The organism is Spirosoma profusum, assembly GCF_014699005.1.
Classification (GTDB): Bacteria; Bacteroidota; Bacteroidia; order Cytophagales; family Spirosomataceae; genus Spirosoma; species Spirosoma profusum.
Map to the genome: position 1 here is coordinate 42,600 of NZ_JACWZY010000033.1, position 24,856 is coordinate 67,455.

23 protein-coding genes are annotated in these 24,856 nt (G+C 47.9%); 11 read left to right on the forward strand and 12 right to left on the reverse strand.

Translation table 11 applies throughout. The features are described 5' to 3' along the window. The first annotated feature begins 162 nt into the window (after positions 1 to 162). The 3 genes from IC229_RS28205 to pheA all read left to right on the forward strand — a co-directional run bounded on the left by IC229_RS28205 (position 163) and on the right by pheA (position 6,111). Positions 163 to 3,348, forward strand: a complete 3,186-nt coding sequence (locus IC229_RS28205) for a SusC/RagA family TonB-linked outer membrane protein (RefSeq protein WP_190891227.1) — start codon at positions 163 to 165, stop codon at positions 3,346 to 3,348. Between the two features lie 17 nt (positions 3,349 to 3,365). Next, entirely contained in the window at positions 3,366 to 4,844 is a 1,479-nt protein-coding gene (locus IC229_RS28210) for a RagB/SusD family nutrient uptake outer membrane protein (RefSeq protein ID WP_190891229.1), read from the forward strand. A gap of 193 nt (positions 4,845 to 5,037) precedes the next feature. Further along, complete coding sequence (pheA, locus tag IC229_RS28215) at positions 5,038 to 6,111, forward strand: prephenate dehydratase (protein ID WP_190891231.1); 1,074 nt, start codon at positions 5,038 to 5,040, stop codon at positions 6,109 to 6,111. 11 nt (positions 6,112 to 6,122) lie between these two features. Here the strand turns inward: pheA and IC229_RS28220 are convergent, their stop codons facing one another. Further along, entirely contained in the window at positions 6,123 to 6,701 is a 579-nt protein-coding gene (locus tag IC229_RS28220) for a Uma2 family endonuclease (RefSeq protein WP_190891233.1), read from the reverse strand. 77 nt (positions 6,702 to 6,778) lie between these two features. Between IC229_RS28220 and IC229_RS28225 the strand changes: the two genes are divergently transcribed. Next, positions 6,779 to 7,471 carry a sulfite oxidase-like oxidoreductase gene (locus IC229_RS28225; RefSeq protein WP_190891235.1) on the forward strand — a complete coding sequence of 231 codons (693 nt, stop codon included), beginning with the start codon at positions 6,779 to 6,781 and terminating at the stop codon, positions 7,469 to 7,471. A 120-nt stretch (positions 7,472 to 7,591) separates the two neighbouring features. On the opposite strand, the gene IC229_RS28230 is transcribed toward IC229_RS28225, so the two are convergent. The 6 genes from IC229_RS28230 to IC229_RS28255 all read right to left on the reverse strand — a co-directional run bounded on the left by IC229_RS28230 (position 7,592) and on the right by IC229_RS28255 (position 14,737). Beyond that, positions 7,592 to 8,617 (reverse strand): glycerophosphodiester phosphodiesterase family protein, encoded by a 1,026-nt coding sequence (locus IC229_RS28230; protein WP_223834232.1) that lies wholly within the window; start codon positions 8,615 to 8,617, stop codon positions 7,592 to 7,594. Between the two features lie 24 nt (positions 8,618 to 8,641). Beyond that, the gene (locus tag IC229_RS28235) at positions 8,642 to 9,214 is read right to left on the reverse strand and encodes a D-sedoheptulose-7-phosphate isomerase (protein WP_190891237.1); all 573 of its coding nucleotides are present in this window, start codon (positions 9,212 to 9,214) and stop codon (positions 8,642 to 8,644) included. A 66-nt stretch (positions 9,215 to 9,280) separates the two neighbouring features. Then, positions 9,281 to 10,213 (reverse strand): ROK family protein, encoded by a 933-nt coding sequence (locus IC229_RS28240; protein ID WP_190891239.1) that lies wholly within the window; start codon positions 10,211 to 10,213, stop codon positions 9,281 to 9,283. 88 nt (positions 10,214 to 10,301) lie between these two features. After that, on the reverse strand, positions 10,302 to 11,912 hold the full coding sequence (locus tag IC229_RS28245) for a hypothetical protein (protein WP_190891240.1): 1,611 nt from the start codon (positions 11,910 to 11,912) through the stop codon (positions 10,302 to 10,304). 197 nt (positions 11,913 to 12,109) lie between these two features. Further along, a complete protein-coding gene (locus IC229_RS28250) occupies positions 12,110 to 12,982 on the reverse strand; it encodes a carbon-nitrogen hydrolase (protein ID WP_190891242.1) in 873 nt (290 codons plus the stop codon). Positions 12,983 to 13,072: 90 nt separating this feature from the next. Then, complete coding sequence (locus IC229_RS28255; protein ID WP_190891244.1) at positions 13,073 to 14,737, reverse strand: SBBP repeat-containing protein; 1,665 nt, start codon at positions 14,735 to 14,737, stop codon at positions 13,073 to 13,075. A 202-nt stretch (positions 14,738 to 14,939) separates the two neighbouring features. On the opposite strand from IC229_RS28255, the gene IC229_RS28260 reads away from it, so the two are divergent. From IC229_RS28260 to IC229_RS28275, 4 genes are all read left to right on the forward strand, one after another. After that, positions 14,940 to 16,034, forward strand: a complete 1,095-nt coding sequence (locus tag IC229_RS28260) for a Gfo/Idh/MocA family protein (RefSeq protein ID WP_190891245.1) — start codon at positions 14,940 to 14,942, stop codon at positions 16,032 to 16,034. Between the two features lie 292 nt (positions 16,035 to 16,326). Further along, positions 16,327 to 16,560: a hypothetical protein gene (locus IC229_RS28265; RefSeq protein ID WP_190891247.1), complete on the forward strand. Its 234-nt coding sequence runs from the start codon at positions 16,327 to 16,329 to the stop codon at positions 16,558 to 16,560. 266 nt (positions 16,561 to 16,826) lie between these two features. Next, positions 16,827 to 17,279, forward strand: coding sequence for a VOC family protein (locus tag IC229_RS28270; RefSeq protein ID WP_190891249.1), 453 nt, complete (start codon positions 16,827 to 16,829; stop codon positions 17,277 to 17,279). A 53-nt stretch (positions 17,280 to 17,332) separates the two neighbouring features. Continuing rightward, complete coding sequence (locus IC229_RS28275; protein ID WP_223834233.1) at positions 17,333 to 17,947, forward strand: class I SAM-dependent methyltransferase; 615 nt, start codon at positions 17,333 to 17,335, stop codon at positions 17,945 to 17,947. Between the two features lie 227 nt (positions 17,948 to 18,174). Here IC229_RS28275 and IC229_RS28280 read toward each other — a convergent pair whose 3' ends face one another. From IC229_RS28280 to IC229_RS35810, 4 genes are all read right to left on the reverse strand, one after another. After that, a complete protein-coding gene (locus IC229_RS28280) occupies positions 18,175 to 19,023 on the reverse strand; it encodes an SMP-30/gluconolactonase/LRE family protein (protein WP_190891250.1) in 849 nt (282 codons plus the stop codon). A 208-nt stretch (positions 19,024 to 19,231) separates the two neighbouring features. Further along, a complete protein-coding gene (locus IC229_RS28285) occupies positions 19,232 to 19,597 on the reverse strand; it encodes a helix-turn-helix transcriptional regulator (RefSeq protein ID WP_190891252.1) in 366 nt (121 codons plus the stop codon). 23 nt (positions 19,598 to 19,620) lie between these two features. Continuing rightward, complete coding sequence (locus IC229_RS28290; protein ID WP_190891253.1) at positions 19,621 to 20,169, reverse strand: hypothetical protein; 549 nt, start codon at positions 20,167 to 20,169, stop codon at positions 19,621 to 19,623. 100 nt (positions 20,170 to 20,269) lie between these two features. Further along, positions 20,270 to 20,398, reverse strand: a complete 129-nt coding sequence (locus tag IC229_RS35810; protein WP_262893411.1) for a hypothetical protein — start codon at positions 20,396 to 20,398, stop codon at positions 20,270 to 20,272. Between the two features lie 30 nt (positions 20,399 to 20,428). Between IC229_RS35810 and IC229_RS28295 the strand changes: the two genes are divergently transcribed. The 3 genes from IC229_RS28295 to IC229_RS28305 all read left to right on the forward strand — a co-directional run bounded on the left by IC229_RS28295 (position 20,429) and on the right by IC229_RS28305 (position 23,728). Beyond that, the gene (locus IC229_RS28295) at positions 20,429 to 21,490 is read left to right on the forward strand and encodes a sensor histidine kinase (protein ID WP_190891255.1); all 1,062 of its coding nucleotides are present in this window, start codon (positions 20,429 to 20,431) and stop codon (positions 21,488 to 21,490) included. 155 nt (positions 21,491 to 21,645) lie between these two features. After that, the gene (locus IC229_RS28300; protein ID WP_190891257.1) at positions 21,646 to 22,872 is read left to right on the forward strand and encodes a PQQ-dependent sugar dehydrogenase; all 1,227 of its coding nucleotides are present in this window, start codon (positions 21,646 to 21,648) and stop codon (positions 22,870 to 22,872) included. 82 nt (positions 22,873 to 22,954) lie between these two features. After that, positions 22,955 to 23,728, forward strand: a complete 774-nt coding sequence (locus IC229_RS28305) for a LytR/AlgR family response regulator transcription factor (protein ID WP_223834234.1) — start codon at positions 22,955 to 22,957, stop codon at positions 23,726 to 23,728. Between the two features lie 97 nt (positions 23,729 to 23,825). On the opposite strand, the gene IC229_RS28310 is transcribed toward IC229_RS28305, so the two are convergent. Continuing rightward, a complete protein-coding gene (locus tag IC229_RS28310) occupies positions 23,826 to 24,827 on the reverse strand; it encodes a hypothetical protein (protein ID WP_190891258.1) in 1,002 nt (333 codons plus the stop codon). Positions 24,828 to 24,856 lie beyond the last annotated feature (29 nt).

A 24,856-nucleotide genomic window follows, 5' to 3' on the forward strand; every position in this document is an offset into this window, starting at 1 on the left:
AGAAAATTATAATTTTTCGTAAAATCATACAAATCAGTGATTGTTCAATATTTTATATACATACAAATGAGATATTTCGAAATAATATATTGTTGAATATTATTTATTGGCTTACTTTTGCTGTATTAAAAGATTATTAAATCATTTCTTTCTTAACACTTCATGAGAAAACTTCTATTGAGCACCTGGCTCTTGACGGTGCTTTTCTGTCTGCCTGTACTGGCGCAGGACGTTGCTATAAGTGGCCGTGTTACGTCCACTGAGGACGGCACCCCACTTCCCGGAGTAAGCGTACAACTCAAAGGGACAACGCGCGGAACTACCACCGATTCCGAAGGAAATTACCGAATAAACGCTCCAGTCAATGGCCGATTAGTATTTAGCTACATCGGATTCGCGTTACTGGAGTCAGCTATCGGAAATCAATCTACGATTAACGTTACGTTGGCACCGGATGCCGCCAATCTGGACGAGGTCATTGTTACTACGTTCGGTACAGCCAAACGGGCATCGTTTACGGGATCTGCTGGTACGATCAACACGAATCAGCTTCAGAATCGTGTAACGACAAACATTGCTCAGGCACTTTCGGGAGCTATCGCCGGTGTGCAGACAACCGCCGGAAGCGGCCAGCCAGGAACTGCCCCAGATATCCGAATTCGTGGTTTTGGCTCGATTTCGTCGGGTAATGATCCGCTCTACGTTGTAGATGGGATTCCATATTCCGGCTCGATTGCTAACCTGAGTCCGAACGACATTGAAAGCATTTCGGTCCTGAAAGACGCGGCTTCTACTGCGCTCTATGGTGCGCGGGCGGCCAATGGCGTTGTGGTAGTTACCACCAAAAAGGGCCAGAAAGACCGCAACTTGATCAATGTTCGCTACACGAAAGGTTTCAGCACACGCGGGTTGGCCGAATATGATCGGGTAGGCGTATCGGAATATTATCCGCTGATGTGGGAAACGTATCGGAATAGCGTTGCCTATCGGGCTACCAATCCGGTATCTCTTTCAACCGCCAATGCGGATGCGACGAGGGGACTGATTGGCTTGGTTGGGTATAACGTATATAACGTACCGGACAATCAGGTAGTAGATGTGAACGGACAAATGAACCCGAACGCTCAACTCAGGTTTTCGCAGGATGATTTGAACTGGGAGAAGCCAATTATGCGGCAGGGAAATCGTGATGAAGTGAGCCTGAGTTTTGCGGGTGGACAAAATAAATCGGATTACTTCCTGTCGATGACGTACCTGAGCGATAAAGGCTATCTGATACGTTCTGACTATGACCGGTTTACAGGTCGACTCAATATTAATTCGCAACTGAAACCCTGGATACGGGCTGGAGCAAATATTTCGGCAACGCTTACGAAGTCGAATCAGGCCGACGTAGCGAGTAGTACTACGTTCGTGAACCCGTTCTTCTTCTCGCGGAATATTGGCCCGATTTATCCGGTTTATGCCTATGACCCCAACAACGCAGGTCAGTTCCTGACGCTGCCCAATGGCAATCGGCGCTGGGATTATGGTAATCTGACGGCGCTGGGACTGCCTGCCCGACCTCAGTTTGGCGGACGGCATTCGGTAGCTGAAACGACGCTGAACCAGAACTATTTCCGCCGTAACGTACTGGGCGCCCGGGGATATGCTGAGATTACGTTCCTGAAAGATTTCAAATTCACGGCCAACATCGGTACCGACATTACCAATCACAATGAATATACGTTCGGGAATCCTGAAGTTGGTGATGGTGCGCCGGCTGGCCGTGCCACGCACCAGTTCCAGAATATTTCCAGCTATAACTTCAACCAGTTGTTGAACTACAACAAATCGTTTGGCAAAAATAGCTTTGACGTATTGCTGGGTCACGAAAACTTTCAGATTAACGACAACAACCTGGAAGGTTCTCGTTCTCAGTTGATTCTGGAAGGAAACTACGAGTTGGTCAACTTTACGACAACGACCAACCTGGCTTCGGTATACAACACACGTCGGGTGGAGGGTTACTTCTCGCGGATTAATTACGATTACGATCAGAAGTATTTCCTTTCGGCTTCGATTCGACGCGACGGTTCGAGTAAATTCTACAAGGATGTGCGCTGGGGTAATTTCTATTCGGTCAGCGGGGCCTGGCGTTTAGATCAGGAAGAGTTTGTTCGGTCAATTCCTTCCATCAGTTTGCTGAAATTGAGAGGCTCATACGGGCAGACAGGTAACGATGGTGGCGGTAATACGGCGCAATTCGCGCTGGATAACACAATTAGCTACTACGCCTGGCAGCCGCTCTATAATCTGGGCTGGAACAACGCTTCGGAAGCCGGTATTTTACAATCGAGTCTGGGTAATACCAACCTGGCCTGGGAATCGAGCAATGCGTTCGACGTAGCACTGGAGTTCAGTCTGTTCAAAGGGCGCGTATCAGGTACGGTCGAGTACTTTGACCGCCAGTCGTCGAACCTGATTTTCGCGGTTCCTCTTCCATTATCGGCGGGTATTTCAACCGTTACCCGAAATATCGGAACCATGTATAACCGGGGTATCGAAATCGAATTAGGTCTCGAACCTGTACGCTACAAAGATTTCGTATGGCGTCTTGATTTGAATGCGACGAAGTTGAAAAACCAAATCACGAAAATGCCTGCCGAAAATCCCGAAATCATCGACGGCACCAAGAAACTCGCCGTGGGTAGGTCAATCTACGATTACTGGCTACGCGAATACAGAGGTGTTAATCCAGCTACTGGAGAGGCTCAGTACCAGGCGGCTTCCTTCGTAACGGGGAGCACGCGCGTAACGGAAGGCGGTGATACGTTGACGACTAATTTTAACAACGCTCGCTATCATTACAACGGCTCAGCCATTCCGGCTCTATCGGGTGGTTTCACTAATACGTTCAAGTACAAAGGCTTATCGCTGTCAGCGCTATTCGTGTATCAGTTAGGCGGAAAAACCTACGACGGTGCCTATGCTGCCCTGATGAGTTCGGGGGGGTATGGCAGTGCCAAGTCTGTGGATATCCTGAGACGCTGGCAGAAGCCGGGCGACGTAACGGACATTCCCCGGATGGACGCTGCCCGGACCTCTGATTTCGATGCACAGTCGGATCGTTGGCTCATCGACGCTAGCTACCTCAATCTTCGTGCGGTAACACTTTCATATGGTCTACCTACTACGTTGGCTAAGAAATTATTCCTCGAAAACGCTCAGGTTTACGTTAGTGCTGAGAATTTCCTTATCCTTTCCAAGCGCAAGGGAATGAACGTTCAGCAGACCTTTACGGGGGTAACCAGCAACGTATTTAGCCCGGCTAAAAGCGTCGTATTAGGTATTTCATTCACACTTTAAGCTGCAACAACAAACTCATGAAAAAGCAATTTCTGACCATACTAGTTGCTCTTGGCTTAGTCACATCAGCCTGTGAGCAGGAATATTTAGAAACATCGCCCACGGGTAGCATCGATGCTGGTGCCGCTTATGCGACCACAAAAAATGCGGCTGCAGCTATCAACGGAATCTACCGGGCTATGGTGGTACGTTACCTGGATTCGCAGGGGCACTTTGGCCACCCAGCCATGATGGTTATTCTGGACGTACTGGGTGAGGACGTAGTGATCAGTAATACTTCCAATACGTGGCATTTGGTCGAAACGCGCTGGCAGGCGCACCGCTCCGAAACAGCAGTAGGTGATGAAATGCCTTATCGACTTTATTACCGGCTAATTGGCAACGCTAATATTGCCGTCGCCAGCATCGACAATGCTGCTGGAGCACAGGCCGAGAAGAATCAGATAAAAGGCGAGGCTCTGGCGTTACGTGCTTTCTCATATTTCAATCTGGTGCAACTTTACGGAAAACGCTACGATGCCGCTAACAAACCCAATAGCCAACTGGGCGTTCCGCTGGTATTGACGCCGACGACCGAAGGTTTGCCGAGAGCAACAGTTGAGGAGATTTATACGCAGATTAACAAGGATTTAGTTGATGCTGCTGCTTTACTGACGTCGACACGTGCCTACAAGTCGCATATTAATCTTGAAGTTGTAAAAGGGCTCCAGGCTCGGGTAGCGCTAACCCAGCAGAACTGGGCCGATGCCGCCAAGTTTGCGGCTGAGGCACGTAAAGGGTTTACCCTTATGACGGTAGCGCAGTATCAGGAAGGTTTTTCCGACATCGCCAATCCGGAGTGGATGTGGGGTTTCGATCACCTCGAAGATCAGTCGGAGTTCTTTGGCGCGTATCACTCCTATATATCTAGTAATTTCAACTCGACCAACATCCGCGTAACACCTAAGGTTATAAACAGCACGCTTTATGATCAGATTCCAACGACGGACGTTCGCTCGAAAATGTGGGTGAAGACCCCAACGGCGACCAACTCGGTGGTACCTACGGGTGGTGTACGGGCTCCTTACCTGAATCAGAAGTTCCGGCTGCCAGGTACGCCGTCGACCAGTACGATGGGCGATATTCCGTACATGCGGGCTGCCGAAATGTACCTGATCGAAGCCGAAGCGCAGGCTCGCCTGAACAATAATACGGCAGCGGCCAGCGTACTGTTTGATCTGGTAAGCAAACGCGATCCATCGTACAAACTGTCGACCAAAACAGGCACGACGTTGATCGATGAAATCATCTTCAACCGACGTATCGAACTGTGGGGCGAAGGCTTCCGCTTCCTCGATCTGAAACGCATGAACCAGCCGCTGAACCGCAATGGGGCCAACCTCAGCAGTGCCGTTGTGGTACTTTTCGACGTACCAGCCGGCGATAAGCAATGGGAATTCCTGATTCCACGGCGCGAGATTAATGCCAATGCGAAAATTGTGCAGAATCCGCTTTAAGCGAATTGAGAGTCTAACAACGTAACGGGCCAGACTGAAAATCCAGTCTGGCCCGTTACGTTATTTACCCCGTCCTAAATCCCTCCCTTCTGGGGAGGGATTTAGGACGGGTTTACATTCAATCAAAGATAAAGTTTGCAGTGGGCGGTCAGTGATGTACTTTTGCAGACTACGTAGCGCACTGGTTTTTATAATGAGTCTTGAATCCCTTCGTAACCAAATCGACACCCTCGACGACCAACTGTTGAATTTGCTGAATCAGCGCATGGAACTGGTACGTCGTGTTGGCGAACTCAAACGCTCAACGAACGCCGTTATTTACCGTCCCGAACGCGAAAAACAGATTCTGGACCGGCTTCACGAACAAAATAATGGCCTGCTGAACCGAGAGGCCATTGAGGCTATTTTCCTGGAAATTTTTGCCGTTTCGCGCAATCTTGAGTTACCCGAACGAGTGGCCTACCTGGGCCCCGAAGGCAGTTTTACGCATCAGGCCGCCGAGAGCCGTTTTGGCGCAATGAGCACGTATGTAGCGCTTCCTACGATTCGATCCGTATTCGAAAGCGTCGAAACAGGACGGGTTCGTTTTGGCGTGGTTCCCATCGAAAATAATCAGGAAGGTGTTGTGAGTGAGGCTGTTGACTTGTTGCTGGAAAAAGACCTGACAATAGCTGCCGAAGCGCAGATTCCCGTTCATTTCACATTTGCCACCAAGGCCGAAAACCTCACTGATATTACGCACATCTATTCGAAGGATATCGCATTTCGGCAGTGCAGTAAATTTCTGAACGATTCATTTGATGGATTAAAGGTCGAGCAAGTACCAGTTGAGTCGACCTCAAAAGCGGCAAAGATGGCAGCCCAGAACCCTAATTCGGCTGCGTTATGCTCAACCATTGCCGCTAAACTGTTTGGTGTACCCATACTTTTCGGCAATATCGAGGATAGCAATCTGAACCGTACCCGATTTCTGATTCTGGCAAAAGATTTCGTGAATCAACCGAGTGGACGCGATAAAACGACCATGATTGCCCGTCTGCCCAATACAGATCGGCCGGGCGTGCTGGCAGAATTTTTACAGGAATTTAATTTGCGACGTATCAATATCACCAAAATTGAAAGTCGACCGCTGCGTGAGGGCGCTACGTTCCGGTACTGGTTTTTGCTGGAATGCGAAGGCCACGCCACCGACCCGGATTTGCAGGAAATTCTGAATCATCATGCCGCCGAAGTGAAACTGTTGGGGAGCTACGTGCGCGTGTCGTAATTTAGTACGTATCACCGTAGAACGCCTTCGGTTTCCGCGTATATAGTCTCCAGTGGCAATGATAAATTAATGATGGCTAATTCGACGGTTTCGCCTGTTTTATTGGCTTCAGAAGCCAGAAACCAATAACCCCGTTCGTGTTTTCGGAAAACTTCAACGCGCATCTTTTCGGAGTCGATGAATAGGTATTCCTGAAACGTGAGCGATTGGCGGTAGAGAGCGAATTTATCGCCCCGGTCGAAGGCGGCAGTGCCGGGCGAAAGCACTTCTACAATCAGCATTGGGTTTGTTAACGTATCATGCAACGAATCGTGATACTGATTTGGGCCACAAACAACCACAATATCAGGGTAAGCGTATAGAGAATCGGTTGGTACATTCACGCGCTGGTCGCTGGAATAACTACGGCAACCTTTCCCGCGGATATTTAAACCAATTTCAATGGCTGTATTTTCTTTAATTCGATTGTGATTAGTGGATGCTCCGGCTATAGGAATAATGTCTCCGTTAACGTACTCGCTCTTAGAAGGAGCATCGCGTTCTTGACGGAGATACACGTCGGGGGCGATATATACTTTTTCAGCTATCATAACGCCAGTTTTTCGTTTGTGTAAAACTACAAAATCAAAATCATAGTTTACATAAATAGCACCTGTTTAAAACAACGATGGAAGCCAACGAAAAGACTGATAAAATTGTAGAGGCCCGGATGAAACTCAAACGCCGTTTTGAGGACAAAATGGCCCAGACGCCGTCTGTAATGGACGAGAAACCACGTGGTTCGGGATCAATTAATCGACATGGGATGCCCGAAGTGCCCGTAGGCCAAACCGTTACGGCTAAATGGCCAGTTTTGGATTTAGGCTATCAGCCGAATATTCCACTCGATAAATGGCAGCTTAATATTGATGGCGAAGTCAATAATCCGCTACGTTTAAAATGGGACGATTTGCTGGCTTTACCGCAGATTGAAGATACCAGCGATTTTCACTGCGTAACGACCTGGTCGCGGCTGAACGTACCGTGGGTGGGCGTTCGGCTTATGGACGTAGCGGCCCTGGCCGATCCCAAGGGTACAGCTACGCATATTATGTGTTACGGCTATGATGGCTACTCCACCAACGTAGCACTCGAAGAAGCGCTCAAACCTGACGTACTGCTGGTTCATACCGCCGATGGACAACCCCTAACGCGGGAACATGGCGGACCGTTACGTATGATAACCCCACAACTATATGCCTGGAAAGGCTCCAAATGGATAAAACGTATTGAATTCCTATCGAGAAACCGGCTTGGTTTCTGGGAAGAACGTGGTTATTCAAATACCGCCTATCCCTGGCGGAATGATCGATATTCGTAATTTTCTGAACCGGGATTTAACAGATTTAAGGATTTACACGATTTTGTTTTTTGCTTCTTTGAAGCGCTTATCGACAAGATCGTGTAAATCCTTAAATCTGTTAAATCCCGGTTCAGAAAATTACTTTGTCAACTCCAGCAGCAATTCGGGTTCGTTAGTTGTAATGTAGTCAACCTTTTGATCCAGAAACCATTGCAGATCTGAACGGGAATTTACGGTCCAGGCGTTGGTTGTCAACTTGCGCTCTTTGGCTTCCTGAATCCAGTTTTCGTTTTTCTTGAGTACGCTGAGATGATAATCGAAACCGTTCAGTTGGTCGGCGGCTAATTCGGCAGGCGTTTTGTCGCCATTCAGGTAAGAAACTTTAGCAACCGGGTCCAATTCCCGAACTCGCTTACAAACGTCGTAGCTGAACGCGATATACTCGACCCAGGCTTGCGCCTTCAGTTGGTGAACCATCGCTACTACGCGATCGGTAAGGGCTACTGAGCGACCCAGTTTCGAGGTTTTTATTTCCAGAATCAACTTGGTTTTATACTGCTTCATCCCCTCTCTCAGATAAGCTTCGAGGGTAGGCAGGGTTTCACCGTTACTCAGTTTGACTTTGGCCAGTTCCTGAGCTGGTGTTTTCTCTATGTTGATTCCGTTAATAGCTGGGTCATGATTTACAAAAATGACCGAATCGGACGACATGTGAACGTCAAACTCACTTCCCATACAACCTAACTTAACGGCATTATTCAGTGACGTCAGCGAGTTTTCGGTCGTATTACTTTGCTTCCACGCTCCCCGGTGAGCAATGACCTGATTACGAATGAACTGGTCTTTCAGCACCCGAAACGCATTCTTTTGAGAACCCGACGGATTTTGCGCTTCAATGGTAATATCATAAAAAGGCTCCGAAGACTTGGCGGATTCTGGCTTGATAGACAGCTGATTAGCTTTGTCAATGGTAAACAAATCTGCGTTAGGGCCACTCACAACGTATCGGGCAACGGGCTGCTTTGAATGAAGCGTTCCTACAACAGGTTGGTTTGGCGAATACGTATAATTTGTGAGGTAAAGCATAGGCTGAGCAATCACAGATGAAAGCCCCGGAATGGTCATATAAAGGAGCCATACGAGGCCAATATTTAATTTTTTCATGAGCGAAATGAGTAGTGAATAAGCTTATTGATTTACAATTTCTTGTTCCATAAAACCATAGCAAAGCATGTGGCAAATTGTCATCTGCGCATCTTCGACCCGCCCGTAATGCGTATCTTCAATGACGATGACCTCCTGGGCCAAATCCGCCAACTGCCCCCGCTTGGCACCGACCAACGCGATGGTTAACAGGCCGTTTTCGTTTGCCCATTTTGCCGCTTTTACCAGATTGGGCGAGTTTCCGCTGACACTCATCATCAGCACCAAATCGCCGGGACGGGCGTAATTTTCCATTTGCCGTACGAATATGTCTTCGTAGGCATAGTCGTTACCGAGGGCCGTAATCCATGCTACGTTGTCATTGAGCGACATACACCGGAAACGCTTGCCTAATACGTCAGAAGCCCCTTTGCCGAGGTCGGTAATGAAATGAGAAGCATTGGCCGCACTGCCGCCGTTGCCAAAGGTGAACAACTGCCGGTCGTCTTCCCAGCATTGTTTCATAAGTTGAATGATACGTTCCACCCGATCTACCGGAATGGCATCGTAGGTAGCTTTCTGGCTGGCAAGGTATGTCTGGAAATAAGCTTGATTCATGCTTTAGCTAATCAGTTTATAAGTACGTAGCACAAACGCTACGTTAGTTTTTAGACTTGTTTCGTATCAATCGTAAACTAGTTCCAAGGCACCAACTGGTACGGCATCTTCGCCCAGTTTTGCCAGCAGAACGAGCGGAGGAGGAAACGCTTTCATGACAAATTTAGGAAGTGCCTGTCGAACGGCGGCACGTAACGGCTCGCCAATCATCGATAACCCACCGCCCAGCACAATCGCGTCCGGGTGAAACAGATGTACTACGTGCGACAGACCGAGGGCCAGTACCGAACCGATCTGTTCAATTAACATCCGGGCGGCTGGGTCGCTGGCTTCGTAGGCCGGGTGAAGAAATCGGGCCTCTTTACCAATTGATCCCTCTGTATGACTTTGCAGGACGGCTTTTTTCAACGCCGAATCTTCTGGCAGTTGAGGTAATAACTCTCTAATCTGTTTATCAATAGCCCAACCGGAAATAGTTTGCTCAATCGTTTGCCCATCTGAATTGGCACTTGGCGGCACTAGCCACAAATGGCCTATTTCGGATTCGCCCGGTAGTGCGCCATGATAAAGATGTCGGTCAACGACCATGCCTCCGCCGACACCGCTCCCCAACGTAACATAAAAGACGTGCCGGAATCCAACCGCTACGCCCCGACGGGCTTCGCCGAGCGCTGCTACGTTCGCATCGTTCTCTACGCGCACATGGGCACCCGGTGCCTGTTGCTGAAGCCAGTTCACCATCTCAAAACCCGACCATCCACCAATCTGGTGCGACGTAGCAATACGTCCAGTTTGCCAGTCGACAGGTCCACCGAAGCCAACGCCGATGGCTTGTGGCGGCTCAGGCAATTGCTCTATGGTAGATGCGATTTGGGTTAGAATGCCATCCGCACCTTGTTCTGGGTCAACAGCATAGCGAAATCGCTGTGTAATCTGCCCCGTCATGTCGCCGGTTATGAGTTGTAATTTTGTGCCACCGATTTCAATACCAAGCTTCATGGGGTAAAGTAACTATAGATCGTTACCAGAAAAAAGGGGAATGTCGAAAGTTAATATACTGGCAAAATAGGAAACCGGGCTAGTTGGTTTATTTCACCCGACTCATCGTGGCCCGACCCAGATAAATTTCGTCGCCTTTCAGGTTTATTGTGGTATAAAATGAATAACCGTTCTGAATATACCGGAACATGACCTGGTTGTATTGCTGGGGCTGCGCGTAGGCTTTTGTGGCTGCTATCAGAACCTGATTTCCGTTGACAATAGCTCGAACAAACGGGAAATCGCGCGTTTTTATCTGATTCGCGTTGTATTTGTACCAGGTTTTTCCACCATCGTAGGAACATTCGGTAGCTTCGTTGAGGTAGTTTTCCTTCCCGTTGAATAGATCGCCGTGATGCTTAAATAGCCGCCACAAACCGTGGATGTAATGTTCATAACAGGCGTAGACTCGGTCGTTGCCAAGTCCCTGTAAAGCTGGGTCGGTAGGAGAGGGCTGATCGGGGGTTAATTCGTTGTGGTCGTCCCAGAATAAAGCACCGTAAGCGCCTGTAAACCAATAGAAAATGGCGGTTCCTTCGGCTACGGCGGGTGGGGCGGGGTGTTCGGCTTTGGCGCTTTTCGGGAAGTCGCCCTGCGTGTTGAAAACCCACTGCCAGGCAAGCCGTTTTTTGGGCGACAGTCTCCGGTTTACTTCCTGCTCGCCTAGTACAGCAGCCAACCAGTGGCGGTCGCCATTGCCGGTATGTGGAAATGAGTAATCGAATTCTGGGTAGAGAAAATACGTACCAGGCATCTGGAAATCAGCCAAATCGACAAACGATTTTCCCAGAATATCGTCGGTCATACCCCGCTGACGGCTGGTGGCTGTGTGTTTGGCGGGCATATTGTACAGCCAACGTATCGTGTCCGTATAATCTTCAGCGCGTGAATAACCGAAACTATTATGCGCTACGGGGTCAATGGAGCCAACTTCGGTTTGTGGAATAGAGTTGTCTTTTATGGTTTTCACCATGAACGTATACAGATTCGCCTGTTCCTGACGGTCTTTTACTGTATACGTTTCGTTTTCAATATCCAGAAAAATGAAACCATAGGTACTTTTCATACCACCCGGCGGGCAATCCCCAAAAGCAATACACCCACCACTCAATTCGGAAGAAGCCTGATACAACGTATTGCGATTGATCCGGGCTCCAGGCTTGGGCGCAGGGGCTTTATACACCGTTTCGTTGCCCATATCGCTGTTGATGGCCCAGTTCAATCCGAACGAATCTGTAAAATAATTGCGGTACACAATCCAGGAGCGCTGCCGAATATCTAGCGGACTTTTCCATCCTTTAGCCGGAAATCCATCTTTCCAAATTTCTACGTTGGGTACCATTCGACTCTGGTCAACTGCCGAAAAACCGCGCCGGAACAGCTTTGTACGGTCTTGCGCTACGTGTAGGTTTCGACCAGCTCCGCAGAACGTAATAGTTTTGGTGGCAGGCAACGTAAAGTCGTCTACTACGTCGATGTTATAATAACCTTTACGTGTGGTAGGCGTAAAGCGCGAACGAGGGGTTGGCGTCAGTGCCGTTTGCGGGGGTAACGAACCGATCAGATATACCGGGTCTGGATCGGGGAGGCCACGGGGAAGCAGGTACCAGATACCCAGACTGCCTACTACCGTTATGGCTAAAACGATGGGAATTTTCATTACTGCTCGCAAAGAAAATAAGGGCTCAAATACAAATAGTTTATTGAATTCTACTTCGAATTTTTGTCATGCTGACGCAGGAAGCATCTTAAAGTATCCTTACTAATTCGTTTAGAAACTTTAAGATGCTTCCTGCGTCAGCATGACAATGAAAGGAACGTATCATAACTAACGTAACGGTCACTCATAACCGTATTCTATTCGTCGATGTAACGCCGGGTGATGGGTTGGTAAGAATCGATACGTCGGTCGCGGAAGTAGGGCCACGTAGTACGGTATTTCTCGGATAGCGCCAGATCGACGGTTTGTACGTGTATCAGTTCCTGATCGTGGGGAGCCAGATACAGCAGCGACCCGAACGGATTGGCTACGAACGAACCACCCCAGAATTGCTGATCGGCCTCACGCCCAACGCGGTTCACGGCCACTACGTGTACACCGTTGGCGATAGCATGACTCCGCTGAATGGTTTGCCAGGCGTTGTATTGTTCCTCATTCTGCTTCGGGTCGGGCTCGTTAGTATCCCAACCGATGGCTGTTGGGTAGAACAGAATTTCAGCGCCCATCAACGACGTAATACGTGCCGCTTCCGGATACCACTGGTCCCAGCAAATGAGCACGCCGATACGTGCAAACTTTGTGTCGAAAACCTTGTAACCGAGGTCGCCAGGTGTAAAATAAAACTTCTCGTAATAGCCCGGATCGTCGGGGATGTGCATCTTGCGATACTTGCCAAGATACGTACCGTCGGCGTCCAACACGGCGGTGGTGTTGTGATACAAACCCTGCGCTCGTTTCTCGAAAAGCGACGCCACAATCACTACGTTCAGTTCGCCGGCGAGTTTCCCTAGCCGCTCGGTGGTGGGGCCGGGAATGGCTTCGGCCAGGCTGAAATTATGATGATCCTCTACATCGCAGAAGTAGAGCGAGGTGAATAATTCCTGCAAACAAACGATTTGAGCGCCTTTTTGGGCCGCTTCACGAATGCCATCGATGGCTTTCTGAATATTGGCCTCGACATCCGCCGAGCAACTCATTTGTACTAAACCGATATTGACGTTTTTAGACATGGGGCAAAAATAGGGCCTTCTGCATGAACAGACCTTATCTGTAACAAAAAAGCGCACCGGCTGGGTTCGAGAAAATTTGCAATCGACTGCTTAATTCGATGCCTGTAAGGTGGAGCCAGCTCCGAAAATCAGTCGGCCCGTATTGGAATAAATAAGTCGACGAACCGGCTGCGAGCTGCCATCCGGCAAGTTGACCGTATTCCTGAGAAAAACAACATCAGTAACCGTTGGAATACACGTGCATGACCAGGTCGCCGGGTTTGTCCAGGAGCCACTCTGTACCGAAACCGGATTTCCGCTAAGCTTAAGAACAAAAACGTCGTAGATACCGGCTGACGTAAGATTTGCTACGTTGGAGCTGGGATCAAAATCGGACGTAGCGGCAAATTGTCCAGTCAGGAAAGCAGTGCCTAATGCATCGACCACCATCGAAAAACACTCGTCATGGCTAGTGCCGCCCATCCGACGTGCCCAGATGAAATTGCCCGGCGCATCCAGTTTAACCACGAATATGTCCCGTAAACCTGCCGACGTAAGATTCGTTACGCCTGCACCTGGGTCAAAATCGACGGTATTTTCGAAATAACCAGCCAGATAAACTTCCCCTAGTCCGTCGATGGCTACCGAGCTACCATAATCGAAACCCGTTCCGCCAAAGCGTTTTGCCCAGATCAGATTACCAGACTCATCCAGTTTACTGAGAACTATATCGTCTTCACCCAGTGAGGTGAGATTGAATAAACCTAAAATATAGGGATCGGCATCCATAGTACCTTCGAACTGACCTACGGTAAAGATATAGCCACTTCGGTAAACTAGTGAGATACCAAAATCAAAGTCTGAGCCTCCCGTGCGTTTCGCCCAAACAAGATTTCCGGATGCATCCAGTTTGCTGATGAATATATCGCTATTTCCGGCAGAGTTCAGGTTAAATGTGCCGGGGCCGGGATCAAAATCGGCGGTTTCGTTGAAATGGCCAGTTAGTAAAATCTCTCCATTGCTACCGAGTGCTAGTGATCGCCCAACGTCGCCCGATGGACCACCCATCCGTTTGGCCCAAACGTACTGACCCGAAGCGTCTAACTTGCTAACAAAAATATCGCTAACCCCCGCCGAGGTTAGGTTGGCCACACTTAAAGCCGGATTGAAATCAACGGTAGATGCAAAACGACCTGTTGTATAAACATTACCTGCTACGTCTACATCGATGGATAAGCCATTGTCTTCCAATGAGCCGCCGATTTGCCTGGCCCAGATCAGATTACCCGAACCGTCGAGCTTACTGATAAAGATATCGTCATAACCCGCCGAATTAAAATTGGTTGTGCCCGTTCCCGGATCGAAATCTACGGTACCGACAAAATGGCCAGTGATATGAACATTCCCGAACCGATCTGCGGCTATCGCTTTCCCTTGGTCCTCGCCCGTTCCACCGATTCGTTTGGCCCACAGAAAATTACCGGATGCATCTAACTTGCTGATAAATATATCAGTAAAGCCTGCCGACGTAAGATTTGCTACGTTCGGACCCGGGTCGAAGTCGGCAGTTCCCTCAAAATAACCGGTTGTGTACACATTGCCCGAGCCATCAATAGTAACGGCGTTTCCGTAATCGCGGGTTGTGCCGCCCATTTTCTTTGCCCAGATCAGATTTTGACCTTGTACAGATGCAGAAAAACTCAAAGAAGCGAGTACGAGAAACAGCAGATAGCTGAAATTTTGTAGTTTTTCGAACCAGTTGAGTTTGATGGACATAAGGGTAATTTGTTCATAACCAGAACAATACTATAGAATCCCTGTCAGCTTCCCAAACCGTTTACTCAAAAGTCCAATTCAACTCGTTTAGACTAAAGCAACGTAGTAAACTGTGCAGACGCTACGTTCTAACGTAGTAGGACCTAAGTCGGTCAGACTTTAACTAGTAAATTCGACGTAGTATTCAACTAAACGAATGAAAATGACGACGCGACGAACATTCCTGCATACAACCGCCCTTACCGGGATAGTAGCTTCGATACAACCTAACACATTATGGGCAGCTACGAATCCAGCCAAAGACCGCCTTGGCGTAGCGTTGGTCGGATTGGGCTATTATAGTACTGATTTGCTGGCTCCTGCTTTGCAAAAAACAAAAAACTGTTACCTCGCTGGTATCGTGACTGGTACGCCCGAAAAAGCTGAAAAGTGGAAGAAGCAATATAATATTCCCGACAAGAATATTTACTCTTACCAAACTTTCGACCAGATCGCCAACAACCCTGACATCGACGTCGTATACGTAGTGCTGCCCCCGTCGATGCACGAAGAGTACGTAGTACGAGCGGCCAAAGCGGGCAAGCATGTCTGGTGCGAGAAACCAATGGCTGTAACGGCAAAGGAATGTCAAAACATGATTGATGCCTGCGCCAAAAATAAAGTTACGCTGTCTATTGGATACCGACTTCAGCATGAACCCAACACACAGGAGTGGATGAAAGGACTGCGCGAAGGAAAAATCGGTAAAATTCAAATGGTCGACTGCGCAGCAGCGTATTATGACAATCGCACCACGCACTGGAAGCAGAAAAAAGAAATGGGTGGGGGCGTTATGTACGATATGGGTGTGTACGTAATACAGGGCGCTCGGCTGGCAACTGGAGAAGAACCCATTTCCGTAACGGCTCAACAATACACGACCCGGCCCGATGTTTACAAAAACGGCCTTGACGAGACGTCGATGGTTCAACTGGTTTTTCCGAGTGGTGCCAGGGCTTCCTTACAGACTAGCTACGGTATGAATATGAATTATTTGCACGTAACGGGTTCGAAAGGATCATGGCGGATGGAGCCCTATTCGGGTTATAACGGACAGAAAGGGAATTGGGGTAACGGCGGAACCATTGAACATCCCTATGAAGTCCCCTGGCAGCAAACTAAACAGATGGACGACGATGCGCTGGCCATTATGAACAAAAAACCGATGATTGCTCCGGGCGAAGAAGGGTTGCGCGACATTAAAGTTGTCGAAGCAATATATGCAGCCGCCAAATCGGGAAAGGAAGTTAAAATTTGAGTATTTTTTGTCATGCTGACACAGGAAGCATCTTGAACTCTCCAAACCTGAGAGTAATGATACATTAAGAGGCTTCGTTCCTCAGCATGACAAAAAAACACTTCGTTCTCTATTTCAACTCTAAAAATTTATCTTTTAGATATTGAACGTAATACCCTGAGAGTTGGAACTTTAAACGTAGTGCTATTTCATTTATACGCTAAATTATTTTAGTTGTATTATATAAAGTCGGGTAGCTCGTTTGGTGAGCCGCCCGACTTTTGCTTATTTCGCCTGTCAACCTCAGCCGCCCATGCAACCCACCGACTTCGCCCGACTCTCCGCCGACCAGCAACTTGATACGCTCTATTTCACCGGCGATATTCTCGCAAACCGGTACGAAGGCGAAAACATTTTTCTGCTCTACAACCTCCGCGATTTCTACGTAGAGTTGCGGTACGACGCGTACAACAATCAACTGCATCAGGTGACGGCCTTCCGCGATACCAACAAGCTGGAGCCTTACCTGCCATATCTGGTTGATTAACGTATCACCACCAATTTTTCGATTTCTGGACAATTTCGTTACGTCATCCCTGGATGAACAGGGTTTGCTATGTCGTTGTTACTACGTTGTAAAGTAGTCGACACGTATGCTCATTGAACGTAGTGGCTGCAATTGAGGTAATACGATTGGCGGAGAGAGGCTTACCGAATGAATTGTAGCGTCAATTTACATGTATTTTAAGGCATTCATATTCTCTTAACGTGACTTAGATTCTACAACGTGGCACAAACCAAAAAGCATACGTTATGACAAAAAGTAAATTAGTACGAATGGACAATGTCGGCATCGTGGTAGAATCCCTCGATGAAGTCATCACTTTTTTTGCTGAGCTTGGTATGAAGCTCGAAGGTCGATTCATAGTTGAGGGAGAATGGGCCGGGCGTGTCACTGGATTGGGTTCCCAGCGTGTTGAGGTTGCCATGATGGTCACTCCCGACGGTCACAGTCGGCTCGAGCTTTCCAGATTTCTTACTCCCCCTACAATAGCTGATCATCGGAACGACCCAGTGAACGCTCTGGGCTATTTACGTGTGATGTTCGCCGTGGAAGATATTGACGAAACGCTCGTCAGGCTCCGCCAGTTGGGCGCCCAACTGGTCGGCGAAGTGGTTCAGTACGAAGACGTATATCGGCTTTGCTATATTCGTGGGCCTGAAGGACTTCTCATTGGAATAGCCGAACAACTCGGTAATAAATAGTGTCGTAGACTCCGATTTTCAGTTCGGATGAACGTAGTTCAATTATATAAATTTTGGAAGACCCTAAGTGCATCGTACAACGGGGATATGACCAGTTAGGAACCCGTTATAGAACTCATTATGAACAGCTAAATCCAGATCGGTATAATGACTGGTTAATCGCCTTTGCGCGCTTACTACCTAAAGATGCCAGCGTTCTCGAATTGGGATGCGCTGATGGCATTCCAACTGCCCATTTTCTGAGTCAGCAATTCGATTATCTGGGCGTCGATATTTCTCCGGTCCAGATCCAGCAGGCGCGCGCCAACGTTCCTAATGCCCGCTTTGAGGTCGCTGACATGGCTAGTCTTAACTTTCCTGCTCTTTCTTTCGATGGAGTTCTAGCCTTGTATTCAATTATTCATCTCCCCATAGCTGAGCAGCCTGCTTTATTCAATGAAGTTTATAACTGGCTCAAAGCTGAAGGGTATTTTCTATGCATTACAGGCGCTCAAGCATGGACAGGCACAGATGAGGATTGGAATCAACTAGGTACTAGCATGTATTGGAGCCATACTGATGCCATCACTTATCAATCTTGGTTTCTTGAAATAGGGTTTACGATTCTTGATACTCATTTTGTGGCAGAGGGAGACGGCGGTCATACTTACTTTTTACTAAGGAAATGACTTAGACAATTCTCAGCAATGATAGCCTGAAGGAGATGAAACATTCTTGCTTTAGCTTCTTTACATAAACTGAGCTAGCTAACCAGTCTGGAAAAATACAATTCGCCAGCCACCCTTTCAATTGTATTCCAAACAATTCGGCCTCCAGTTGATACGTCAGATTTTAGCAGCCGACGTATCAACTGGAGGCCGAAAATAATGTGTAGCCTGAAAGGGCTATCTCAGCCTTACTTCAGCGAATAAGCCTTAACCGTGTGGTGATTGAACGTGGGTACGTACAAGACCTGGGCACTGGAATTATAATCGACATCAGCAGAGTTAATTTTCTCGGCAGAGGTATCCTGCTTTAATTCGGTTTTGCCGTCTGCGCCGACGTGCCAGATTTTCCCGCCCCACTCCGTGACTATATAAGCCTGCTTCCCTAACGGAGCGATACCGTCAATTCCACCCGACACTTTAGCGAGCGTTCTCATCTGTTTCGTCGCTGGGTCGATGGCCATCAGCGAACCGTCACCATTGCCGATCAACAACAGGCCGTTATCGACCAGTAAGCCATTTGGATTACTGAGCGGAGTTCCTTCCGAAACCATACTGGCTTTACCATCTGTTATTGACCAAATCCGATTACTCCTCATGTCCGTTACGTAGATCGTCTTCTTCTGCGTATCAACGGCAATGTCATTGAGAAATTTAGCTTCTGGGATCGGATAACGGTTCACAATCTGACCGGTTGCCTTTGAAATTTCAGCGACTTGCGTCATTTCGGTTACGTATAACTTATCGCCCAAAATGCCCATTCCTTTCGTAGAATTGAGGCCCTCGGTAAACTTGAGCTTAATCACTTTACCATCTGGACCTATTTTGGCAATGAAGCTATTTTTGTTCTCCATCGTTGGGCTGCCATTGATACAGGCGACGTAAATGACTTTTTGGGCAGGATCATATAAGACCGATTCAGGGGTACGTAGCGTCGTATCAGACTCCCAAAGGGCCTTTAATGAGCTGGTCTGAGCATGAATCGGAGTCAGTGCACCCCCTAATAAAATTAGCAAAGCAGGTAGGAAATACGATTTCATTGAGTAAAGGTTTATAAGTCCGGGCGAAAATTAGTTTAAATAATCAAATAAACCGCTAGAGGATAAGAATCGTACAAGGTAGGGATACTTACTACGTCATCTATAAATGCGTATCGACTTATAAATGACTGAGGTCAACACTACGTAGTGTTGACCTCAGTCGTGTTGTTCATTAGTTCCCATCAAAGCAGTAGCCTTCGGGTATTGGTTACGAAAAAGCAGGAATTTGTCCTTTGAGATTTTGCCGGAACGATGCCGTTTGCTCGTCATTACGTACTACTACGTCGGTTCGATTTCGGAAAAACAAGTCAAAACCGGCAGCTATCGCCATTTCTGATAAGCCGTAATAGATTTCCCGCCCTTTACGGCGTTTCCTGAGCAGCATCTTTTTCTCCATGTAGCGTAAATTCCTGTAGAGAAAAAACGGATCTGTGTCGGGTAAACCCTGCTGTAGAGTTGGAATGCTGACAAACTGTTCGGCAATGATAATCGCCATAATCTGAATGCGCAGGGGATGTCCCATCGCTTTAAGCATATCAGCTAGTTGATTAGCCGTTGACTGATCGCTCAACATAGTCACTGATCGTTTCAGGATGATTAGTCGAGGGTAACGGGAGTCGGTGAACGTTCTGATTCGCTTTGACGCGGCTCGTCAGTCGGATTCTGATTGATGTTGGGTTGTAGTGTAAAGGCGAGCTGCGCTTCCTGCCGTCTCACCTTATACTGATAACGTTTGTTGTCAATTTTTACGATGATCTGGCAGGAGTTTTCAGGGAGAGATGATAAATCGATTCGGCGGTTGTATCGATTATGGTTGGTGAACTCCTCATACAGAGAGCGGTTTTGTTGATCCACGACCTCAATTTTATACCGCAGATGTTCTGGGTTGTTGATCATCAGATGCACCTTGCCCTTCTGACTCACATACGCGTGAACCTGATAGGAAGCTGAAGCCAGTGCATAATCAGGATCGCTATCCGATCGGACAAGAACGTTGGCAGGCGTTACGTTCTGCGCTGTTACGTTCTGCGCTGTTACGTTGCTGACTTGTGCCCGACCAGAATGGGCTAACAAAACGAACGTAGCAACTAAGCCTACTGCCAGTTGGCCAATAGATGGCAAGAGCGTGTGTTGATTGGTTAACATGGTTGAAATTTGTTTTAGCGTTTCAATTCAAGGTTGTATTCCGGTGGTAAAGCAACCGCCTATATCGATAGGAGAATTTTATTTTAGCCTAACGACGTATTTACCGGCCCACATAACCGGTTTCGGCTCCGTAGCGCAGTTGGGCGAGAAAATCGGTCGTTTGTCGAAAGTGACTTCCGTTGGGGAGAGCACAAGCGTTGTTGGGCAAAATAGCCAGTGTAATGATCAACGTACGTAGTAAATTTGTGTCTTTAATGAATTGAAAACCGTAGAAATGGCTCGTTTCGGTAGTTTCAAACCACAGCGGGAAATTTGGGCACATGGCCTCTTCTGGATGGGTTTCTTTCTGTTTGAGTGGCTCAATACAGGAGCCTACCTGGATAATTTCCAGCAAAGCCTGTGTCAGATCACGTATAATCTGCCTTTGTTAGTGGTGGCTGGTTATTGGCACCTGCTTATTACTATCCGACGGTTTTTACTGTCGGAACGTATCGCTGGTTTCTGGCTGAGTTTACTTGGCGGGATCGTTGTTTTTGGTATTCTTCGACGGGCAATCAACTATACGATTCTCTATCCAATTTATTATCCTGGCGGATTAGAAAAGCCGCTTCTCTATTGGCCTAAAATTCTGGCCGAGTCTATGCAACTTCACCTGGTGGTTGCGCTTTTTGTGGCTGCCGAACTGGTTCGTCATGCGCTACGTCAGCAGCAGTTAAGCGATACGTATCGGCGAGAAAAACTGGCGGCTGAATATCGTTTGCTGCAATCGCAGGTGCAGCCCCATTTTCTGTTCAATACGTTAAATAACCTGGTTTCGGTATCGATGCACCAACCGGCTCAGATGCCGCGTCTTTTGCAACGACTGGCGGGACTACTCAGCTACCAGCTCCACGAAAGCCATCGCCCACAGGTACCCATCAACCGAGAAATCGGTTACCTGACGGATTATATCGCGCTGGAAAAGATACGTTATGGTGACCGTCTGGATGTGCAAACGAACTTCGACGAACTGAAAAACCTGAACGAGATGATGATTCCACCCATGCTCCTGTTACCTTTTGTCGAGAATGCGTTCAAGCATGGAGCCGCTCAAACTGAAACCAACTGCTGGATTCAACTACATTTGTCGCAGAGTAGCAACCGACTGGTTTTTTCGGTGGAGAATTCAGTGCCGGATGACGTAGCCTATCCCGAAACGTCGGGGCTGGGGCTGACAAATCTGAAAAAACGGCTGGATATCCTGTTTCCCGGTCAGCACGAACTCGTTACGTTGCCCGAAGACAGTCAGTTTCTTGCCGTTCTGAAATTCAATCTGAACTGATTGCTACGTAGTGATTCGTGCAGAATTAAAAACTCTTTGGAGTCGCTACGTGACGTATCATTAATCAAAACAGATCAGTAAGGTAGAGTCTATTTTAAATTCTCTTTTTAAGTTCAACCAATGATAAAAGGTGAAAATCTTACAACCAAACAATCATGACCAACAAAATCCTGCTTACTACGACTAGCCTATGCATACTTCTGGCTGGTTTTACTGCCTGTGGCCAGAATTCGGCTGATAACCGAACGGGTGCCGGTAGCCCCGTTGAAACCAAAGACCCAAATTCGGAGTATAAATCAGCGTTTTCGGGACAGACTCGGATTGCTGGTGTTAAAACGGCTACTCCTTACGAAGCAAAAGTCCTGACCGAATCGCTTAAAAGCCCGTGGGGTATCACCAGCCTGCCCGACGGACGGCTGCTTATTACTGAGAAGGAAGGAACCATGCGGATTGTTACGAAAGAGGGTAAAGTAAGTGAAGCGATCACCGGTCTGCCAAAGGTGAATCCAGCGGGTCAGGGCGGGTTACTGGGCTTACGTACCGATCCCGATTTTGCGTCTAACCGAATGATTTATTGGGTATTTTCTGAAGCTGGCGATGAGGGAAACCTGACGGCTGTTGCCAAAGGGAAACTATCGAGTGACGAGAAGAAAATTGAGGGGGCAACCGTCATCTACCGCGCTACGCCAGCCTATAAAAGCAATTTGCACTACGGCGGTCGTATCCTGATCGACAAATCTGGTAATCTGATTATTAGCACCGGAGAACGCTCCGACAAAGTCACCCGTCCGCAGGCTCAGTCACTTAACTCTGGACTGGGCAAAGTCATTCGTATCACTAAAGACGGTAAACCTGCCGCTGGAAATCCGTTTGCCGGCAAAGCTGATGCGCGTCCAGAATTATATTCCTACGGTCACCGGAACGTGCAGAGTCTGGCGTTTCATCCGGTTACGGGCGATGTATGGGAAGGTGAGTTTGGCCCACGTGGGGGCGATGAAATTAACCGTATCCAGCCCGGCAAAAACTATGGCTGGCCTACCATTACGTATGGAATCGAGTATGCTGGCCCGAAAGTGGGAGAGGGAATCCAACAGAAGGATGGGCTTGAACAGCCTGTATATTATTGGGACCCAAGCATTTCTCCCAGTGGCATGACCTTTTACAGCGGTAATGCCATCCCCGAATGGAAAAACAACCTCTTTGTTGGCGCACTGAGTGGCATGCACATTGCCCGACTGGTGATTGAGAATAATAAAGTTGTGGGCGAAGAGCGGCTCCTTTCTGATCAATACCAGCGTTTTCGGGACGTAACACAGGGCAATGACGGTGCTCTATATGCAGTTACTGATCAGGGCCGGCTGTATAGAATCGACAAAAAATAGTGTTGCCGGAACCTTGAAATTTTGTTGACGATTTTTGTCATGCTGACGCAGGAAGCATTTTAACGTGCCCCAACAAGTTAGTTTGGAAAACGTAAGATGCTTCCTGCGTCAGCATGACAAAATCCGAAAGTTATTTTATCGAATGGCGATACGTTGTTTTGTGCTGGATGATGAACCACCGGCAACCGACCTGTTGAAAGACTACATTGGTCGATTGCCGGATTTGCAATTGGTCGGCTTGTCGAACAGCCCGACGCAGGCTCTTTTGTTCCTCCAGCAAAACCCGATCGACGTACTGTTTCTGGATATTCAAATGCCCCGGCTCACGGGCTTCGATCTGCTACGTCCGCTCGGCTATCGACCGAAGGTTATTTTCACAACGGCTTTTCGGGAACACGCGTTGGATAGTTACGAATTCGACGTAGTGGATTTTCTGGTGAAACCCATTTCGTTTGAGCGATTTCTGCAATCGGTAGGCAAAATCTACCGTTTCCTGCCCACAACGCCCGCTCAACCCGAAGCACCCGAACCGATACGTCCTGCGAAAGACTATCAGTATTTCAAGGTCGATAAGGAGATGGTGAAGCTCGATCTGGACGATATTCTCTGGATTGAGAGCCTAAAAGATTACGTCAGAATTCATACTGCAACGGGACCACTGGTGTCGTATCTGCGCATAAGCTACCTGGAAGAAAAACTGCCCCCGAATCGGTTCGTTCGTATTCACAAATCCTTCATTGTATCGCTAGAACACATTCAGGCCATCAGCGCTACGTACATTCGGGTCAATAATGAGGAAATACCCGTCGGGCGCATCTACAAAGCCAAGCTCGACGAAGTACTGCAACGGCGGTGATTTAGCCGGTACACAGAGATGCACAGAGGAAACACAGAGTTATACAAAGAAAAATAATAAAACCTCTGTGTCTGTTCCGTGTCTCTCTGTGTACCAGCTAAATTTTAACCTTCTGATAAACAGCCTGTAACCAAATAGACCGTCCATCGCAGTTCCAGTGCGTATCGCTTTTCCAGTAAGGCGATGAAGGTGCTTTTTTAAACCGACTATACGTATCGATGAATGGAACTTTCAGTCGTGGATTGGCCTGAACCCGTTCGATGAGATGATTATAAACTCCCCGACTGGGTTCCAGAATGGTGGCTTTGTTGGGAACAATTGATAGGTAAACTTCGTCGAAACCTAACCGAAGATAACGGTCTGCAGTAGCATTTACACTGTCGACCAACGTATTGACTTCTTTATCGGTTAAGGGCGCAAAAGACGAGTTCAGTCGATTCGTAGTGTCGGTATCCAGGTTGAGAAATATATGCTGCTGGTTTTTCGCCAACGTAACGGCGCCGTTATCCCGATCAAACCATTTCAGGGTCAGTTCGGCTTTGACTTCTTTAAACCAGAGCGCCCAATCCTGACCAAATAATTCTGATTCGAGCCGCTCATTTACGTTTTTTAGGTTTAATTCATTACGGATGCGTTGCTTTAACGTCGGCTTTAAAGATGCAGTTTGGCTAGTATCGTTCTGCACAATCAGTTGATTTACGGACACGGCAAAATGATCCCGAAAGTGACGTTCTACGGTTTCGATGAACAGCACGTTACGTTTGCTTGTGTCAAGCTGAGCCCGTTGCTGAAATTCCCAGGCTACCCGTTGATAGTGACTTACGCCGAAATCAGATTCACTAAGCTGTTTTGGATCAGAAAAGCTATCACCAATGATGTACAAATGCGTTGAAGACGTATCGCTCGACCGATTTGCCGAGGGACAGCGATAATGGGTTTCTTTAAATTTCGGCAAAGGCCACAGACGATACAAATCGCCGTACCGATAATCTTCGGCGATGACGCCGGCTTCATAAAGCCAGTGCGACACTGTACTAAACAATCCACCGGCCCAAAGTATCAGGGCAATCGCTAAAATAAAATAACGTAGTATGTGCATAGAGCGTAGGGCATTGGGCAGAAGGCATG

Bases quoted from the DNA above. Each gene is read 5' to 3' on its own strand.
- IC229_RS28205 (WP_190891227.1), top strand. From the start codon at position 163: ATGAGAAAACTTCTATTGAGCACCTGGCTCTTGACGGTGCTTTTCTGT.
- IC229_RS28210 (WP_190891229.1), top strand. From the start codon at position 3,366: ATGAAAAAGCAATTTCTGACCATACTAGTTGCTCTTGGCTTAGTCACA.
- pheA (WP_190891231.1), top strand. From the start codon at position 5,038: ATGAGTCTTGAATCCCTTCGTAACCAAATCGACACCCTCGACGACCAA.
- IC229_RS28220 (WP_190891233.1), bottom strand. From the start codon at position 6,701: ATGATAGCTGAAAAAGTATATATCGCCCCCGACGTGTATCTCCGTCAA.
- IC229_RS28225 (WP_190891235.1), top strand. From the start codon at position 6,779: ATGGAAGCCAACGAAAAGACTGATAAAATTGTAGAGGCCCGGATGAAA.
- IC229_RS28230 (WP_223834232.1), bottom strand. From the start codon at position 8,617: ATGAAAAAATTAAATATTGGCCTCGTATGGCTCCTTTATATGACCATT.
- IC229_RS28235 (WP_190891237.1), bottom strand. From the start codon at position 9,214: ATGAATCAAGCTTATTTCCAGACATACCTTGCCAGCCAGAAAGCTACC.
- IC229_RS28240 (WP_190891239.1), bottom strand. From the start codon at position 10,213: ATGAAGCTTGGTATTGAAATCGGTGGCACAAAATTACAACTCATAACC.
- IC229_RS28245 (WP_190891240.1), bottom strand. From the start codon at position 11,912: ATGAAAATTCCCATCGTTTTAGCCATAACGGTAGTAGGCAGTCTGGGT.
- IC229_RS28250 (WP_190891242.1), bottom strand. From the start codon at position 12,982: ATGTCTAAAAACGTCAATATCGGTTTAGTACAAATGAGTTGCTCGGCG.
- IC229_RS28255 (WP_190891244.1), bottom strand. From the start codon at position 14,737: ATGTCCATCAAACTCAACTGGTTCGAAAAACTACAAAATTTCAGCTAT.
- IC229_RS28260 (WP_190891245.1), top strand. From the start codon at position 14,940: ATGACGACGCGACGAACATTCCTGCATACAACCGCCCTTACCGGGATA.
- IC229_RS28265 (WP_190891247.1), top strand. From the start codon at position 16,327: ATGCAACCCACCGACTTCGCCCGACTCTCCGCCGACCAGCAACTTGAT.
- IC229_RS28270 (WP_190891249.1), top strand. From the start codon at position 16,827: ATGACAAAAAGTAAATTAGTACGAATGGACAATGTCGGCATCGTGGTA.
- IC229_RS28280 (WP_190891250.1), bottom strand. From the start codon at position 19,023: ATGAAATCGTATTTCCTACCTGCTTTGCTAATTTTATTAGGGGGTGCA.
- IC229_RS28285 (WP_190891252.1), bottom strand. From the start codon at position 19,597: ATGTTGAGCGATCAGTCAACGGCTAATCAACTAGCTGATATGCTTAAA.
- IC229_RS28290 (WP_190891253.1), bottom strand. From the start codon at position 20,169: ATGTTAACCAATCAACACACGCTCTTGCCATCTATTGGCCAACTGGCA.
- IC229_RS28300 (WP_190891257.1), top strand. From the start codon at position 21,646: ATGACCAACAAAATCCTGCTTACTACGACTAGCCTATGCATACTTCTG.
- IC229_RS28310 (WP_190891258.1), bottom strand. From the start codon at position 24,827: ATGCACATACTACGTTATTTTATTTTAGCGATTGCCCTGATACTTTGG.